Consider the following 16,683-nt stretch of genomic DNA (forward strand, 5'->3'; position numbering starts at 1 on the left):
GGCGAATTCGGGGCTGGGTTCGTCGACGAGGGTGAAGCTGCCGTCGCCGGCGGACAGGGCGACGGGGATCGTCTGCCACGATTCGGGGCCGAGGAGCGCGAGGTCGGTCTTGCCGTCGCCGTCGAAGTCGCCGGTGAGCAGCTGCGCATTGTCGGCGGCGGCCCGCGCCGGCCATTCGCCGAGGCCGCGGGTGAGGACGTCGAAGTTGCCGTCGCCGCGGCTCAGGGCCACGGGGATCGACTTCCAGTCGCGGGCGCCGGTGACGGCGATGTCGGTGCGGCCGTCGCCGTCGAAGTCGCCGGTGACGATGTCGGCGCCGTGCTGGCCGGCGACCTTGGCCAGGGTGGCCACGGCGGCGCGCGTGACGTTGAAGCCGCCGGCCCCCGCGAACGCGACGGGCAGGGCCTTCCATTCGGTCGAGCCGATCAAGGCGAGGTCGCTGCGGCCGTCGTGGTCGAAGTCGACCGGGACCTTCGAGGCGTGACGCACGACCGCCGGCGGGCCGTACAGCGCCCGCGCGCCCTCCTGGTCGGAGATCGTCAGGGTGTAATCGGTGGTGATGGTGCCGCCGGCGCACCACTGGTAGTGCATCACCGAGCGGCTGTCGTACTCGCTCAGCTCGGCCCACTCGCTGTCCTCGAAGCAGATGCTGGACAGCTCGCGCGTGTGCTCGTGACGCAGGCCGAGCGTGTGGCCGAGCTCGTGGCGCAGCACGCCGACGGTGGTCAGCCGCGGCGACGACTGGTCCCACGCGGGGTTGTTGTCGAAGTCGTCGTAGTCGATGTAGAGGACCCGCTGGCTCTCCGGCGAGGACGGGAAGAAGGCCATCGCGCCGCCGCTGTCCCACGGCTTGACGGCGAACGTGACGGCGCCGCCGGGCTTGCAGGCGGCGTCGCTCGCGGACACGTAGCGGAAGTCGACGTGGCCGGCCTGCTCCCACGAACGCGTGGCCTGCGACATCTCGTGCACGACGCGCTCCTTGAGCGGGCCGAACTCGTCGGCGATACAGTAGCGGAGGTCCTGCTCCTGACCGCCCTGCCAGCGGTCGATCGCGCCCTCGTTGAGGTTGACGATGCTGCGCGGGGCGGTGCCCTCGCGCGCGGCGACGAGGTCGGCGTAGGCCTGCTCGACCTGCGGGAGGTCGACGGGGAGGTCGCCGTCGAGGACGTAGCGCTCCTGGCCGTCGACGATGCGCGTGGCGGCGGCGCGGAACTCCTGCCACGAGGGCAGTTCGGCCTGGTCGGACGATTGGACGGAATCACAGCCGGGGAGCACGACGGCCGCGATCACGACGAGCCGCCGGGGACGATGGAGGTACCTGGACATCATTGAGTTGTGCACGCTCGATGAGCGGCACGCCAGCGATCGGCAGATCCTTACGCGAGGATTACCGTGCGGCGATTGCACGTGCGCGCGGCGCCGTGGCGCAAACGAGGCAGGACCGCGATCGCTGCATGTTCTCCGCGAAGCATCATTCGTCGCCGCGGCGAACCCAGGCGCGAAGAGGCGGCGGCGCCGCCATTGTCATTCGCAGCACCCGGGCCCTCGAGTCGCTCGCCCCGGCGCTCACCGCCGTGCGGCCCACCGCGCGCTCGCACAGGCGAGGCGCGGCGCGAGACCGCTGTCCATCGGCTCGAGCGCGGCGCAGGCGGCCTCGACCAAACCGGCGCGGGTGACCGGATAGGTGTGGATGACGCCGCTCTCCGCGTCGAGCACGTCGATCTCGCGGTCGTCGCCGTGCAGCCGCAGGTCGTCGGCCCGCGAGCGGGTGTGCAGGCGGAACTCCTCGTGCATCTCCGGGACGCTCAGCACCGCGAGCTGACCCTTCTGCGTGCGCGCGACCAGAAAATCGCCGGAGTGGGCGAACTCCAGCAAGGGGGCGTCCTCCAGGCCGGGAGAGCGCACCATCGAGTCGTAGGCGACGCCGCTGTAGGCCGAGAAGCCGGGCTCGGCGAGCTTGACGCCGACGTCGACGGCCCACAGCGAGACGTCGCCGAGGTGGCCGCGCGACCTGCAGGAGGTCAAGAGATACCGCCCGTCGCTCGAGATGATCGAGAAGCCCTGCGGGCTGCTGTGATCGTCGCAGGCGTCGACGGCGAGGAGCCGCTCGTGCCCGCTCGAGGGGTCGAGCACGCTGGTGCGATCGTCGCCGCGTACGACCAGCAGCCCGCTGCCGAGGAAGCTGAGGATGCCGGTCTCGAGCTGGTCGGGCATGCGGAACGGCGACGCGGCGAGGTGCCGCTCGCAGCTCGCCGTCGACCAGATCGACAGCTCGCCCGAATTGCGCAATACGCCGACCCAGGCGCCGTCGCCGGAGATCCGCACCTCCCGCACGCGGGTGCCGTCGCCGGGGAATCGACACAGCGGGGCCGGATCGGGCGGCGCGAGCACCTCGACGCTGCCGTCCGCGACCGCGCCGGCGATGAGGGCCGCGCGGGCGGCGGGCGCGGCGGTCTGACGGCCGCCGCCGAGGCTCCGGCGTCGGTACCGCTCGCGCCCGGAGCTGTCGTCGTGGAAGCGAATCAGGCCCCCGTCGCGCGCGCCGGCGACGGTCTCGCGCCACACGCCGCCGGCGACGCTCCAGGCGTGGGAGCGATCGCCGGGCGCGTCGGCTTCGGCGAGCACCAGCGGCGGCCGCGTGCCACTCCGATCGTGGAGGCGGACGACGCCGGCTTCGTCGCGCGTCGACACCTCGCGCTCGTCGAAGCGCATGACCTTCTCGCCGGGCGGCGGGGTCCATCGCCGCAGCTCGAGCCGATCCGCCGAGTCCCACACGGCGACCCTGGAGGAGAGGATGGCGAACCGGGTGCTGCCGCGCGAGGCGCTCATGTGATCGGTGTGCCAGTTGGAGATCGGCGGGGTGCCCTGGCGGAGGTTCGGCGTCGACGACAGCGAGAGCTCGGCGCCGACGACCAACAATTCGTCGCCGGCGGTGGCCTCGTGGAGCTCGCCGACGATCTGCCGCGCCTGCTCCCATTCGCCGCCGGCGCCGACGGGCACGCGAAACACGACGGTGTTCTCGGCGACATTGTCGGCAGTCAGGAGCCGGCGCCCGTCGCCCGAGAACAGGACGCTGCGCGCGCGGTGGGGCAAGCGCTCGACCCGCCGGGTCTGCATGTCGAACACCAGCGAACCCTCCGCGGCCGAGGGATGCGCGACGGCGATGAAGCGCCCGTCCGGCGAGACTGCCAGTGAATCCGGCCGGCGCGGCCCGGCCCACGATCTGTTCCACGCCGGCGCGCCGCGCCACGCGGGCGAGCGCACCGGCTCGCCGGTGTCGGCGGCGAGGAGCGTGGGCGTCGGCCTGTCGGTGGCGACGACGAGGCGGCGACCGTCGGGGTGCACGGCGAGCGCGGCGCCGGAGGTCGCGAGCGGGGTCGACCACGACCGGACGCCGCGCTCGGGGCTCCACGCGTCGACGGCGTCGAACAGCAGCGCGTACGGGTTGTGCTGGACGGGGCCGCTGTGCGCCGAGAGGGTGAACAGGCGCGAGCCGTCGCGGGCGAACGCGAGATCGTGACAGCGGCGGATCTGCGCGGTCCTGCGGCCGTCGGCGGTGGCGTAGACGTCGCAACGATCGCCGTGGTGCACGACGAGGAAGCGATTGTCCGGACTCAGTGAGACGGAGGCGCGCTGGACGGCGCCGGTGTGAATGGTGCCGAGGTGGCGGACCGGATCGGTCGACCACAGCTGGACGCCGTCGTCGCCGGCGAGCTGGACGGCCAGCAGCGCGCCGTCGTCGGACAGCTCGACGGCCCGCGGCGTCCCGGACGTCGGCAGCTCCGCGACCGGGAGCATGGCCGGCAGGGCGCGGGCGAGGCCGTCGATGACCGCTTGCGGGGCGCGGTCGTAGGTCGGGGCGTACTCCGCGAGGACCTGCACGGCGAGCTCGAGGGCGTCGCGCTCGTGGGCGCCGATGGTGGTGAGGCGCCAGACCTCGGACTCGCGCTGCTCGGCGCGGCTGGCCCGTTCCTGGGCCTCGCGGGCCCGTTTGGCGGCGAGCCGCTCGTCGTCGATGGCACGCGCGACCAGGGCGGCGGCGATCAGGGCGGCCACGCCGAGGAGCAGGGCGCCGAGGCGCCGCCGCGAGGCCTCGCGGTCGCGCTCGAGCTCGCCGAGCAGGGCGCTCATCGACGGCCAGCGGGCGGCAGGGTCGACGGCGAGGCCGCGCTCGAGCACGCGGCGCAACCACGCGGGGGCGCGGCGAGCGTCGCGCGGCGGCGTCAGTTGCCCGCGGGTGATCGCCAGCATCAGCGCCGACGAGGTCTCGCCGCGGAACGGACGCGCGCCGTAGAGCGCCTCCCACAGGGCGACGCAGTAGGCGAATTGATCGGTGCGCGCGTCGGCCTCGCGGCCCTCCCACTGCTCGGGCGCCATGTACGCCGGCGTGCCCATCAGGGCGCCGGTGCGCGTCAGCTCGAGCCCGAGCGGCTGCTCGCGCGGGCGCGCCGGCGGCTCGTCGCCGGGCTCGCCGGCGCTGGCGCGCGCGAGGCCGAAGTCCATCACGCGCACGCGCTCGTCGACGCCGATCATGACGTTCTCGGGCTTGAGGTCGCGGTGGACGAGCCCGGCTTCGTGGGCGGCGGCCAGGCCGCGACCGATGGCGATGAACACGGCGACGATGTCTCGCCAGCTGCGGCGGCGGGCGTTCGACCACTGGCGCAGGCTGACGCCGTGGACGAACTCCATGGCCACGAACACCTCGTCGCCGAAGGTGCCGACGTCGTGGACGGTGACGACGTTGGGGTGGGCCAGCCTGGCCATCGCCTGGGCCTCGCGGAGCAGGCGAGCGCGGCCCTTGTCGTCGCGGCCGTGGCCCTTGAGGAATTTCAGCGCGATCTTGCGGTCGAGCTCGGGGTCGTAGGCGCCGTAGACGACGCCCATCGCGCCGGCGCCGACGTGCTCGAGCAGGACGTAGCGGTCGATCAGCGCGCCGCGGGCGAAGGTCGGCTCCCCCGGGCGCGCGACGCTGCCCTGGGCCGGCAGCTCGCACCTCGGATCGCCGCTCGAGTCGAACTGCAAGGTCGGCGCGGTCGCCGACCCGTGGTGCTCGCGGGACATGCGGTGACCGCCAGGTATGGCGCGCTTCGAGGGTGCTGCCGATCACCATCCCCGGCGCTCGTCGACGTCGCGGCAGTGACGATCGCGGTACGGGTCGGGCGATCGGGCGGGGCCACCGCGGGCCGGCGGGGCAGGCGCCGGCGCGAGGACCTCGGGCCGAGGACCTCGTCGCCCGGCCCTGCTCTCGCTGCTCGTCGTCGTGGTGCCGGCGGCCAGCGCCTCGCGCAGGAGGTCGCGACGACGTCGAGGAGCGACGCGCTTCGGCATGACCGAATGGTCATGTCTTCAAGGACATCCGTTTCGGGACGATCGGCGCGCCGGCCGCGGGGCGCGCGGCTTCGCGCGGCCGATTCTTCTGCAAAAAAATCTTCGTCGCGTGTCACGAACCGGGCGGCTCGCTCTTCAAGCCTCCGGAAGGAAGCCGACACCATGAGCGACACCCAACCCGTCCGCCTCGAACTGCACCTCCCCGATCTCATCAAGACCTTCAAGGAGATGGCCGGCGTGCTCGACAGTTACGGTCTCGATCGCACCGTCAAGCACCTCGTGGTCACCCGGGCCTCGCAGATCAACGGCTGCGTCAACTGCCTCAAGATGCACCTCCGCGAGGCGCGCGAGCACGGCGAGACCCAGGACCGGCTCGACCGCCTCGTCGTCTGGGACCACGTCAGCGACTTCAGCGAGCGCGAGAAGGCCGCGCTGGCGTGGACCGAGGCGCTCACGGTGCTCGATCGCAAGGCCGACTACGGCCCGCTGCGGGCGCGCCTGCGCCAGCACTTCAGCGACGAGCAGATCGCCGCGCTGACTGCCGTCATCGGCGCGATCAATTTCGCCAACCGCCTGCAGGTCTCGATGCACTGACAGGTCGGGTAGGGGGCGCGCTCGCTGCGGGCGCGCCCGGCGATCCGCCGGACCGGGCATGTCCTCTGTGACATGTCTGAAGAGACAGACATGGCCGGGCGAGTTCGCGCCGCCCGGCATCGCAGCCGGCGCGGAGCGGACAGGTCGTCCCCGAGGTGCGCTTGCTCCCTCGCGTCTGCTCGCGTAGGACAAGACCGGGGAGGGTTTGTCATGGCTGACCGGATGGACGACAGGACGCGCGCGTCGGGGGACGGGCGCGACGAGCCGGATCCGCAGGAGACGCGCGAGTGGGTGCTGGCGCTGGTGAACAGCTCGCCCAGCCTCGTGTACCTCAAGGACACCGAGTTCCGCTACCGCTTCGTCAATCGCCGGTTCGAGCAGGACAGCCGCAAGAGCAACGCGGAGATGTACGGCCGCGGCGACGAGGTGATCATGCCGGCGGAGTACGTGGCCCAGGTCCGCGCCGACGAGCTGAAGGTGATGGAGGGCGGGGCCCCGCTGGCCTACGAGGAAGAGGTGGTGACGCCGAAGGGCCGGCGTCACTTCTCGGTGGTCAAGCTGCCGGTGTACGGCCCCGACGGCGCGCTCCTCGGCATCGGCGGCTTCGTCACCGACATCACCGAGCGCAAGCTGCAGGAGCTCGAGCAGCAGCGCACGATCGCCGCCCAGCGCGAGGCGCTGCGCGAGCTGTCGACGCCGCTCTTGCCGCTCGCCGAGGGCGTGCTGGCGGTGCCGCTGGTCGGCGTCGTCGACCCCGAGCGGGCGGGCCAGATCGTCGACGACCTGCTGCGCGGGATCGCCAGCCACCGCGCCCACACGGCGATCCTCGACGTCACCGGTATCCGCAGGATGGACGCCGAGGTCGCGCGCGCGCTGGTGCAGGCCGCCCGCGCGGCGAAGCTGGTCGGCGCCCGCGTGGTGCTCACCGGCATCAGCCCCGAGGTCGCGCAGACGCTGGTCGCGCTCGGCGTCGACCTCTCGGGCATCACGACCCTCGCCACCCTCGCCGACGGCATCGCCTCCGCGCTGCGCGAGTCGTGAGGCGGATGGCGCAGCGACGGCCGCGGGCGCCCCAGGGCGACCATCATCGCTCGCCTGATGGCGAGGTACGGTGATTCGCGCCGGCGGGCGCCGGCTCGACCGAGCCGCCGGGGATGCGTTACCCTCGCGGGCGTGACAGGACGGAGCAGTCGCGCCGCGCCGGCGCTGGTCTGGCTGGTGTTCGGGTGTGGTTCGCAACCCGTCGAGACGAGGCCGCCACCGCCGGCCGCGGCGACGGCTGCGAGCGCGCCGGCGCCGGCTCCGGCTCCGGCCGCGGCCGTGTTCCCGCCGATCGAGAGGCCGAGTTGCCGCCCGGCGGCGCTCGAGCCGGCGATCGCCGCGCCCGCGCCGGGGCCGGCGTACGTGCTGGTCGAGCACGTCGGCGTGCTCCGGCTCGACGGCGGCGAGCCGACCACGGCGTGGCCGCTGCCGAAGGGCGTCGACGCGAGCGAGATCGAGATGACGGTCGGCCCGAGCGGCGCGCTGTGGCTGAGCGGCTGGGACGGTGTCGTCGTGCTCGCGCCGGACGGCAGCGTGCGACGCGTCCGCGAGGCCAAGGGCGGCCCGCGTTACGAGCATCTGCAGGTCCGCGCCGACGACGACGTGTGGGCGGTGACGAGCGACATCGAGTGGCAGGTGGTGCATTACGACGGCAAGCGCTGGGAGCCGGTGCGCGCGCGCAAGCAATTCCCCGGCAAGTACGACGACAACAAGTTCGCCAGCCTGGCCGTGAATGACGAGGGCGTGTGGGTGTCGTCGTGGAACGGCCTGTGGCGCGGCCAGGGCGGGAAATGGCAGCAGGTCGACGCGCCCGGCGGCCCGGGCCCCGGCCTCATGCTATGGACATACCGCGGTCACCTGCTCGTCGGCGCGTTCGAGCGGCGATACGTACGCGACGGCGCCGGCTGGCGCGAATTGGCGTGGCCGCGGACGAACATCTTGACGCGAGCCGTCGGCGAGGTCGGGCTGGTGGCGGCGCCGGACATGGGGCATACGAAGTTGACGCTCGCGCCGGTGTTCGCCGCGGGCTGCACCGGGGTCAGCGAGCCGGTGCCCGGCACGTCGGTGACCGAGCTGACGGTGGACGGCTCCGGTCGGGTGTGGCTGGCGACCGACGCCGCGCTGGCGGTGATCGACGGCGACGGGCGCAAGCTGGCCGAATGGACGCTCGGCGCGTTGCCCGGACTCGCGGGCAGCGTGGAGCAGATCGCGGTGGTCGGCGCCGGGCCGTCACGCTTGCCGGCGCCGCGGAAGCCGCACACGTGGGAGGTCGTCGGCCGGCTCACGACCTACAAGGGCAGGGGCGAGCCGCTGGCGAACGCCGCGATCGAGCTGTGCCCGTCGCCGGCCCGCGACGACCGCTGCCCGCCGGGCCCGTTCACCCGCACGGCGACGAGCGCGGCCGACGGCTCGTTCCGCCTGCCCGAGGTGGGGTACGGCGATTTCTCGATCGTGGTGCGGCCGCCCGAGGGCCTCGAGGACTGCGAGGGCCCGTTCACCGTGAACAGCCACTGGCTGGCGCCCGTGACCGACTGCCCGGCCGACCAGCCCCGCTGCGACATGGGCACGCTGACCTGCTGCCGGCCGTTCGAGATGCCGCCGCCGCATTGAGGCCGGGCGGCCGCGCGACGAGGGGCGCGAAAGGGCAGGTGTGAACGGCCATGCGCCGGGAACACGCCGACCTCCGCGTGCAGAACATCGATCGATGACGGCTGGAGTGCCTGCACCGAAAATTGAAACTCGTTCCATGATTGGCATGGTGGGCGGAGCCTGACGGCAGGGGCTGCAGCGACGCTCAGGGGCGGCCCGAAACGGGTCCTCCGGATTGTAGCGAGAGGTCGGACGCCCGCGCCGTTGCCTCACGGGGGCTCCGCGAAGAGGGGCGTTGACCCGCCGACCTTAAATATCGTCTTTAATGACCCGACATGCGATTCGGCGCCCCGCGAAATCATCGATACGTCTTCACGTTGTCGACGGCCGTCCTGGCCGCCTGTGGCAGCGGCCCCAGCCGCCGCGCCGGGCGTTCCGGGCTATCGCCAATTGCATGAAAAGATCTTCAGCAAGGGCTGCGCCAACGAGGCCTGCCACAGCGGCGAAAAGGGCATCGCCAACCTCACGTTCACCGACCTGCAGGGGTCCTATGATTCTCTGGTCGACGGCGTCCCGGCCAACGGCGCGGCGGCGGGGGCCGGGCTGGTGCGGGTCAAGCCGGGCGACGCGGCGGCCTCGTTCCTCTACATGAAGCTGACCGAGCACGGGCCGGCGCTGACGGAGAAGAGCTACGGGGCGGCGATGCCGCTGTCGGGGATCGAGCCGCCGGGCGAGAAGTCGCTGGCGGCGATCAAGGCGTGGATCGACGCCGGCGCGCCGATGGACGGCGACGACTTCGCGGCCGACCTGGCGGAGCACCACCACGAGGCCAACTACGTCGAGTGCGAGGCGACCGCGGCGGAGGACATGCAGAAGTGCTTCAAGCCGACGCCGACCGACGGCGAGTACCTGCGGATCTACACGCCGCCGCTCGAGATCCCGCCCGGCCGCGAGATCATGCTGTGCAGCGAGATCAACCTCGCCATCGACGAGCCGCTGCTGATCGACCGCGCGGCCGGCCAGCAGATGAACGGCGGCCACCACATCGCGGTGTTCACGACGCTGGCGCCGACCGGCGAGTTCGCGCCGCTCGACTGCGACGACGTCGACATGAGCAGGCTGCGCTTCGTGATGGGCGCCGGCGGGGCCGGCGGGCTCGACACCGCGCTGCCCGAGGGCGTCGGGGTGCGCGTGCTGCCGGGCCAGCGCCTGCTGGTGCAGTCGCACTACATCAATACGACCGACAAGCCGACGATCGTGATGGACGCGGTCGACCTGGCGCTGACGACGGAGGAGGAGTCGCCGACGCTGGCCGACTCGTTCGCGGTGATCGACTCCGAATTCGAGATCCCCGCCAAGACCCGCGGCTTCGAGCGCGTCAAGGAGTGCCGGCTCGAGCAGGACTACGACATCCACATGCTGCTCGGCCACACGCACGAGCGCGGGGTGATGTTCCGCTTCGACCTGCTGCGCGGCGACGCCGAGCCCGAGCTGCTGTACTACGCGACCGACGGCAAGCTGCTGCGCTCGAACCCGGAGATCAAGCTGTACCGCGAGCCGCTGCAGTTCAAGGCCGGCGACCGCCTGCGCATGACCTGCCGCTGGGACAACGACGACGCGACCGCCGTCGGCTGGCCCGAGGAGATGTGCGTGACGTTCATGTACTACAGCCCGGGCGAGGGCTTCTTGACCTGCGACACGGCCGACGAGACGCCGGTGACGATCGGCGGCGGCGACGACAAGTGCCGCGAGCCCGGCGACGAGGGCAACGAGAAGGGGGTCGGCAAGCTCTGCTCGGTCGCGGGCGGCGAGTGCGTCGGCAACGGCACCGCCACCCTGTGCCTCGAGAACTTCGACGCGTTCTCGAACTACTGCACGCTCATCAACTGCCAGTCGGACGCGGACTGCGGCGCGGGGGCCTACTGCGCGGTGGACCCGGCGGGCAGCGCCTGCGTGCCGAACGACTGTTGAGTGAGATGGCTGAAGGGACATGCGCTCCGGGGCATGTCCCTTGCGCCTCGTCGGCTCAGGTCCGGGGGGCCAGCCGCTGGGCGAACAGGACGGTGTTGCCCGCGGGGTCGGCGACGATCGTCTCGCGCATGCCGTAAAAGGTGTCGCGCTGGTCGACGACGCGCGGCCAGTCGCCGAGCGCGCGCTGGACGGCGGCGAGGTCGGCGACCTCGATGAACAGCGAGGCGCGCTCGGCCGCGGCGCCGGCCCCGGGCACGTCGTCGCGCACGGAGGCGACGCTCTGCAGCATGATCTCGGTGGCGCCGGCGCTGAGGATGACGAAGCCGAGCCGCTCGCCGTGCGGCACCTCGGCGACCTTGACGAAGCCGAGCCTGTCTGCCCAAAAGGACAGGCAGTCCTCGACCGATTCGACGACGAGCACGGGGGTGATTCGCTGGACGTTCACGGCATTTCCTCCGCCCCGGGGTGTGCCACGCCGGCGTCGGCGGCGATTGTAGAAATGGTGCGGGCGTACGCGCCGGGCGTGAGCCCGCTCAGGGCCCGCATCTCGTGGATGAAGTGGGCCTGGTCGTGAAAGCCGAGCTCGCAGGCGAGGGCCGCGTGGTCGCGCCGGCCCGCAGCCAGGGCCCGCGTGGCCCGCTGCAGGCGGAACACGCGGGCCAGCTCCTTGGGGCCGACGCCGACGGCCTGGCGCACGCGGCGAGCGAGCGACTGCCGGGCGACGCCGAGGTCGTCGGCCAGCGCGGCGACGCCGGGCGGATCGGTGGCGGCCAGCGCCCGCACCGCGCGCTCGACAAGGGCGTCGACGGGGTGCCGACGCGCCGCGAGCAGCACGGCCGCCAGCTGCCGCACGCGCGCGCCGGGATCGGCGAGGCGGTGCAGCGCGTCGAGCAGCGGCGCCGCGGGCAGCCCGAGCGCGGCGGCCGGGACGCGCGCGTCGGTGAGGGCGTCGGCCGGCACGTCGAAGAAGGCCCGCGCGGCCCCCGGACGCAGGCGCACGGCGACGATGTCGGACGCGCCGTCGGGCACGAGCAAGGCCCGCGTCATGGTGCCGACGACCTCGACCCGCGGCTCGCCGACGAGGTGCACGATCACGTCGACGCAGCCGTCGGGGAGGATCCGCCGGACCTGCTCGGCGCGCGGGGCGACGCTCGTGTGCGTCCAGAAGGCGTCGACGAGGTCGGCGAGCGGGCGCGGGGCGAGGTGCTCCCGGTACATGGCCGCGCGAGTGTAGCGTCGCGGGACGGGGGCGCGGCGGGGGTCGATCCGCAGGGCGCCCGAATCACTCGAGTTCGTCGTCGAGGGCGGCGAGGACGTCGGCGGTGCTCGGGGGTCCGGCGTCGAGGTCGCCGCGGACGCGCTTCAGCTCGTGCTCGAGGGCCTCGATCCTGGCGGTGAAGCGGCGCAGGACGGAGTCGAGGTCGTCGATGGTGCGCTCCTGGAAGGCGAGCTTGACCTCGAGCTCGGTGATGCGTTGCTCGAGCCGGGTGATGTCGGCGTCGGTGGCGGGCACGGCGTGGGGATACGCGGGGCGCGCGGCGCGTGCAAGGGCACGGGTTCGCTCGCGCGAGCGGCGGCGACGAGAGGTTTCGGCCGCGCGCGCGGGCGGCGGGGGCCACGGGCGGCGTGACAAGCGGTTGAAACCCCTCGCGCGCGGCTTTAGGCTCGGACGGGCGTGCCCGAGTTCATCGACATCCTCGATCCCGTGGCCGGCCCGGGGATCGTCGGTCAGGTGCGGGTCGACCGGCGGGCCGGGCCGGACGGCGGGACGGCGCCGCCGCTGGTGATCCTCGGCGGCATGACGCAGACGCTGGCGAGCTGGGGCGGGCAGGTGCGGCCGCTGTCGGCGCAGCGGCCGGTGATCGTGTACGAGGCGCGCGGGCAGGGGCAGACGCGCCTCGACGTGCGCGACGTGTCGCCGCCGGTGCACGTCGACGACTTCGAGCGCCTGCTCGACGCGCTCGGCGTCAGCGAGCCGATCGATCTGTGCGGGTTCTCGTTCGGCGGGCGGATCGCCCTGGCGATCGCGGCGGAGCGGCCGGAGCGGGTGCGGCGGCTGATCCTGTCGGGCGTCAGCGCGGGGCGCGGGGCGCTCGGTCGCGTGGTCGTCCGGGCGTGGCGCGAGTCGCTGCGCACCGGCGACCTCGAGGCGCTGGCGTGGCTCAGCCTGGCCGACACGCTCGGGCCCCGCTACCTCGAGGCCAACGAGCCGATGCTCGCGGCGTTCGTCAAGGCGACGGTCCAGCGCAACACGTACGAGGGCATCTCGGCCCTGTTCGCGCAGACCTTGAACGACGCGCCGGACTCGCCGTGGGCGCCGCTCAACCTGGCGCCGCGGGTGCGCGCGCCGGCGCTGCTGATGGCGGGGGAGCTCGACCGCCTCGCGCCCGCGCGCGAGCTCGAGGCGCTGGCGGCCGCGTTCCCCGGCCCGGCGCGCGCCGAGGTGCTGCCCGAGGTCGGCCACACGGTGGCCATCGAGGCGTCCGAGCGCTGGCGCGCGCTGGTGCTCGAGTTCCTGGCCTGAGGTTCCTGGCACAAAGGGCATGTTCTTCGGGGCATTATGAGCGGCAACACTTTCGGACATGTCTTTCGGGTCACGACCTTCGGCGAGTCGCACGGCGGCGGGCTGGGCGTGGTGGTCGACGGCTGCCCCGCCGGCCACCCGTTCCCGCACGCGCGGATCGCCGCCCAGATGGCGCGCCGGCGCCCGGGCCAGGGCAAGCTGACGTCGGCCCGCCAGGAGGCCGACGCGGTCCAGGTGTACAGCGGGCTCGAGCCCGAGTCGGGGCGCACGCTCGGCACGCCGATCATGATGATGGTCGGCAACAGCGACGCGCGCAGCCACCACTACGACGACCTGGCGGCGCTGTACCGGCCGTCGCACGCGGACTACACCTACGACGCGCGCTACGGGCTGCGGGCGGTGGCCGGCGGGGGGCGGGCCTCGGCGCGCGAGACCGTCGGCCGGGTCGCCGCCGGGGCGCTGGCCGAGGACCTGCTCGCGGCGCTGCACGGGGTCGAGATCGTGGCGTGGGTGGCCTCGGTCGGCGACGTCGAGCTGCGCGAGGTCGACGAGGCGACGCTGACGCGCGCGCAGGTCGACGCCCACGCGGTGCGCTGTCCCGAAGGACAGGTCGCGGAGGCGATGTCGGAGGTGATCGACGCGGCGCGCAAGCAGGGCGACACCGTCGGCGGGGTGGTCCGCTGCGTGGTCCGCGGGGTGCCGGCCGGCTGGGGCGCGCCGGTGTTCGACAAGCTGACGGCCGACCTGGCCAGGGCGATGATGAGCCTGCCGGCCAGCCGCGGCTTCGAGGTCGGCGACGGCTTCGCGGCGACGAAGCTGCGCGGCTCGACCCACAACGACCCATTTTACAAGGACCCGGCGAGCGGGAAGGTCCGGACCACCAGCAATCACTCCGGCGGGATCCAGGGCGGGATCAGCAACGGCGAGGCGATCCGTCTCGCCGTCGCGTTCAAGCCGGTGGCGACGATCTTCCAGCCGCAGCAGACGGTCAACCGCGCCGGCGAGGCGGTCACGTTCCAGGCCCGCGGCCGCCACGACCCGTGCGTGCTGCCGCGGGCGGTGCCGATGGTCGAGGCGATGGCGGCGCTGGTCCTGTGCGACCACATGCTGCGCGCTCGCCTGGCGACCATGGACGGGCTGCGGCGATGACCGACGACACGCCCGAGGCGCGCCGGCGGGCGTTCCGCATCGTGGCCGGCGGCGAGCTGCGCAGGGCGCTGCCGCCCGCGCCCGTGGTGGTCGATGAGCCCTTGAGGACAGGTCCGCCGGAACATGTCGTCGAGGACGTGTCCGGAGGGCCACGTTCGCTGGCGCCCGGGGCCCCGCCGTCGCCGGGCACGGCGCCGCTGGAGATCGCGCGCCACCTGCGGCTCGGCGAGGCGCTGGTGTGGTGGGACGCCAAGGCGGGCTTCGACCTGCGCCCGCTGGCGTGGATCGGGGGCATCAGCGCGGCGGTGCTGCTGGTCGCCAGCCTGCTGGCGCCCGAGTTCTGGCAGCAGCCGCTGTCCGAGCTGTGGCGGCCGATCGCGGTGCTGCTGTCGCCGATGCTGCTGTGGCTGGTGCGCGAGCAGTTCAGCCAGAGAGCGATCCTCGTGACCGACACCGCGGTCCTCGAGGTGCCGCGCCGCGGCGAACCACAGCGGCTGCAGTTCTCGGCGGTGCAGCGGGTCCGCCGCGACGTGCTGACCGGCGGGGTGGTGCTCACCGGCAAACTGTCGAAGATCCGCGTGCCGGCGGCCCTGGTCGACAACACGCGCGCGGCGATCGCGTCGCAACGCAAGGGGGCGCTGCGCAGCCAGGCCGAGCGGCCCGACGACCCGCTGCGCTTCATGGGCTGAGCCCGCGACCGGCGGCGTTCGAGCGGCCCGCGCCCGCGCTCCGTCATCCGGCCGGAATGGCGAGAGCCGGCGCGCGGCAGCTCATTGCGATGCGAACGTTCGCCGGAGGCACGACCATTCGGCCGCGGGCCGGTCGTGCGCGGTGCGTCGAGTCGGAATGTCCACGGGCCATACGCTCATCACCGCATCTCCGCGGCTCGCCAGCGATCGATGGTCCGTGCCGGGCACTGCGTGATTCTCGCGGATTCCACATCTGACGACACGCCTGATGGTGAAGGATTGTCCATGGATGGGCCCGGCGGAGATGGGGACCGTGCTGGATGGGCCGCAGGATTCGCCATGGTGCATGCGCCAGCGGGCCTCGCCTTGACAGATGAACAAACCTTGATCATGGTTGAAGACCATGACGCGCCGTCCTGCCTTCTCAAAGCTGCTCGTTTTCGCCACGGGGTGGGTCGTGGTCGGGGGGTGCAATCGCACGGGTGACCCGCTGATCCCCGAGTCGGTGTTCGGGCACTGCGTTTATAAAAATCGATTCTCCGGGCGGACCGAATGTCGGGAGTACCGCGGGGACCGCTGGGACGAGGCGGGGGCGAGCGCCGACTGTGGTGAATGGGGGGCCGAGCTCGAGGCCGGGGCGTGCGAGCATGAGGACATTCTCGGCGCGTGCGTGCTCGGCGATCCGGAGCGGGTGATCCGCGTGGTCGTGCCCGGGTCCGACGCCGGTGATTGTCGGCAGCAGGAGCGTGGTTGTGAGATCTTCGGCGGCGGGATCTTCGTGCCCGGGCCGGTGTGCGGCGGCGACGACCTGCCCGAGCCGAACGAGGGGACCGTGTTCCAGTGGCCGGTGCTCGAGTGTCGTCAGCCGGTCAAGGGCGAGCCGGCGGGGCAGGGCGCGGGCGGCGATGTCTGTACGTGGTCGATGGTCTCGGGCTGCACCGAGCCGGGGCGCCACTACGGTGATTATGCGTCGTGCGACATGGTGCGGACGCAGCGGCCGTACTCGCCGGTGCCGTCGCCGCAGCCGCCGGTGCCCGACGACCTGCGGCTGGACGACCCGGCCTACGTCGCCGAGCTCGCGTGGGTGACCGAGCAGGCGTCGGCGTGCGCGTGCGTGTGTTGTCATCAGGCCAGCGCGACGCCCGAGGGGGCGGCGATCTGGGACCTCGAGGCGCCGGGCAATTGGGTCAACGGGTTCACGCCGTACGGCCTGGCGTTCGCCGGCGGGTTCCTCGACTCGTCGCTGCTCGGGGCCTATCCGGCGGCCGAAAACAACGGCTTCGACCGCGCGAGCACCGGCCTGCCGTCCACCGACCCCGAGCGCATGCAGGCGTTCTTCGCCGGCGAGCTGGCGGCGCGCGGGCTGTCGCCGGCCGACTTCGCCGACGCCGACCCGACGCCGGCCCCGTTCTACCAGCAGCTCATCCACGAGCCGCAGCGGTGCGCGGGCGGCGAGGGGGTGGCCGCCGATGGGACGATCACCTGGGAGGGCGGCAGCGCCCGCTACGTGTACGTGCTCGCCGGGGACGCGCCCAACCCCGGGCTGCCGCCGAATCTCGACCTGCCTGAAGGGACACGTTGGCGCGTCGACGTGCCGTGGGACGCGGCGCCGATGGCGAGCCGCGGCGTGCGTTACGGGGTCGTCCCGGACGGCGCGCGGCAGAGCTTCCCGGCCGAGGGCTCGCCGGCGAAGCTGGTCGCGGGCACGACGTATTATCTGTACGTGCTGGCCGACATCGGCGTGCCGATCACCCGCTGCCTGTTCACGTATTCAGGGTAGTAGGGCCGCTCCGAAGT

The 16,683-nt window shown here is 72.9% G+C and carries 14 protein-coding genes; 8 read left to right on the forward strand and 6 right to left on the reverse strand.

From position 1 onward, the window contains the following. The 3 genes from K7C98_RS17985 to K7C98_RS17995 all read right to left on the reverse strand — a co-directional run. Window positions 1-1,326: FG-GAP-like repeat-containing protein (locus K7C98_RS17985; RefSeq protein WP_224192915.1), on the reverse strand; the 1,326-nt coding region annotated here is incomplete at its 3' end. Window positions 1,327-1,566: 240 nt separating this feature from the next. Continuing rightward, window positions 1,567-5,061, reverse strand: coding sequence for a WD40 repeat domain-containing serine/threonine protein kinase (locus tag K7C98_RS17990; RefSeq protein ID WP_224192916.1), 3,495 nt, complete (start codon window positions 5,059-5,061; stop codon window positions 1,567-1,569). Window positions 5,062-5,103: 42 nt separating this feature from the next. After that, window positions 5,104-5,328, reverse strand: coding sequence for a hypothetical protein (locus K7C98_RS17995; RefSeq protein ID WP_224192917.1), 225 nt, complete (start codon window positions 5,326-5,328; stop codon window positions 5,104-5,106). Between the two features lie 162 nt (window positions 5,329-5,490). Here K7C98_RS17995 and K7C98_RS18000 point away from each other — a divergent pair, with 162 nt between their 5' ends. The 4 genes from K7C98_RS18000 (at window position 5,491) to K7C98_RS18015 (ending at window position 10,524) form a co-directional block, all read left to right on the forward strand. Beyond that, window positions 5,491-5,922: a carboxymuconolactone decarboxylase family protein gene (locus tag K7C98_RS18000; RefSeq protein ID WP_224192918.1), complete on the forward strand. Its 432-nt coding sequence runs from the start codon at window positions 5,491-5,493 to the stop codon at window positions 5,920-5,922. A 210-nt stretch (window positions 5,923-6,132) separates the two neighbouring features. Further along, the gene (locus tag K7C98_RS18005; protein WP_224192919.1) at window positions 6,133-6,963 is read left to right on the forward strand and encodes a PAS domain-containing protein; all 831 of its coding nucleotides are present in this window, start codon (window positions 6,133-6,135) and stop codon (window positions 6,961-6,963) included. A 132-nt stretch (window positions 6,964-7,095) separates the two neighbouring features. After that, window positions 7,096-8,574 (forward strand): carboxypeptidase-like regulatory domain-containing protein, encoded by a 1,479-nt coding sequence (locus tag K7C98_RS18010; protein ID WP_224192920.1) that lies wholly within the window; start codon window positions 7,096-7,098, stop codon window positions 8,572-8,574. Between the two features lie 429 nt (window positions 8,575-9,003). Next, window positions 9,004-10,524 carry a hypothetical protein gene (locus K7C98_RS18015; protein WP_224192921.1) on the forward strand — a complete coding sequence of 507 codons (1,521 nt, stop codon included), beginning with the start codon at window positions 9,004-9,006 and terminating at the stop codon, window positions 10,522-10,524. Window positions 10,525-10,579: 55 nt separating this feature from the next. On the opposite strand, the gene K7C98_RS18020 is transcribed toward K7C98_RS18015, so the two are convergent. The 3 genes from K7C98_RS18020 to K7C98_RS18030 form a co-directional block, all read right to left on the reverse strand. Further along, a complete protein-coding gene (locus K7C98_RS18020; protein WP_224192922.1) occupies window positions 10,580-10,969 on the reverse strand; it encodes a VOC family protein in 390 nt (129 codons plus the stop codon). After that, entirely contained in the window at window positions 10,966-11,742 is a 777-nt protein-coding gene (locus tag K7C98_RS18025; RefSeq protein ID WP_224192923.1) for a helix-turn-helix domain-containing protein, read from the reverse strand. Before K7C98_RS18025 ends, K7C98_RS18020 begins: the two co-directional genes overlap by 4 nt. A gap of 64 nt (window positions 11,743-11,806) precedes the next feature. Continuing rightward, on the reverse strand, window positions 11,807-12,037 hold the full coding sequence (locus K7C98_RS18030) for a SlyX family protein (RefSeq protein WP_224192924.1): 231 nt from the start codon (window positions 12,035-12,037) through the stop codon (window positions 11,807-11,809). A 162-nt stretch (window positions 12,038-12,199) separates the two neighbouring features. Between K7C98_RS18030 and K7C98_RS18035 the strand changes: the two genes are divergently transcribed. From K7C98_RS18035 to K7C98_RS18050, 4 genes are all read left to right on the forward strand, one after another. Beyond that, window positions 12,200-13,048: an alpha/beta fold hydrolase gene (locus K7C98_RS18035; protein ID WP_224192925.1), complete on the forward strand. Its 849-nt coding sequence runs from the start codon at window positions 12,200-12,202 to the stop codon at window positions 13,046-13,048. A 36-nt stretch (window positions 13,049-13,084) separates the two neighbouring features. Beyond that, window positions 13,085-14,197 carry a chorismate synthase gene (gene aroC / locus K7C98_RS18040; protein WP_224192926.1) on the forward strand — a complete coding sequence of 371 codons (1,113 nt, stop codon included), beginning with the start codon at window positions 13,085-13,087 and terminating at the stop codon, window positions 14,195-14,197. Further along, the gene (locus K7C98_RS18045; RefSeq protein WP_224192927.1) at window positions 14,194-14,886 is read left to right on the forward strand and encodes a hypothetical protein; all 693 of its coding nucleotides are present in this window, start codon (window positions 14,194-14,196) and stop codon (window positions 14,884-14,886) included. Before aroC ends, K7C98_RS18045 begins: the two co-directional genes overlap by 4 nt. Window positions 14,887-15,289: 403 nt before the next feature. Then, window positions 15,290-16,666: a proteinase inhibitor gene (locus K7C98_RS18050; RefSeq protein WP_224192928.1), complete on the forward strand. Its 1,377-nt coding sequence runs from the start codon at window positions 15,290-15,292 to the stop codon at window positions 16,664-16,666. Window positions 16,667-16,683: the final 17 nt, after the last annotated feature.

Origin of the sequence: Nannocystis pusilla, assembly GCF_020073745.1 — a bacterium.
In the GTDB taxonomy this organism is placed as follows: domain Bacteria; phylum Myxococcota_A; class Polyangia; order Nannocystales; family Nannocystaceae; genus Nannocystis; species Nannocystis radixulma.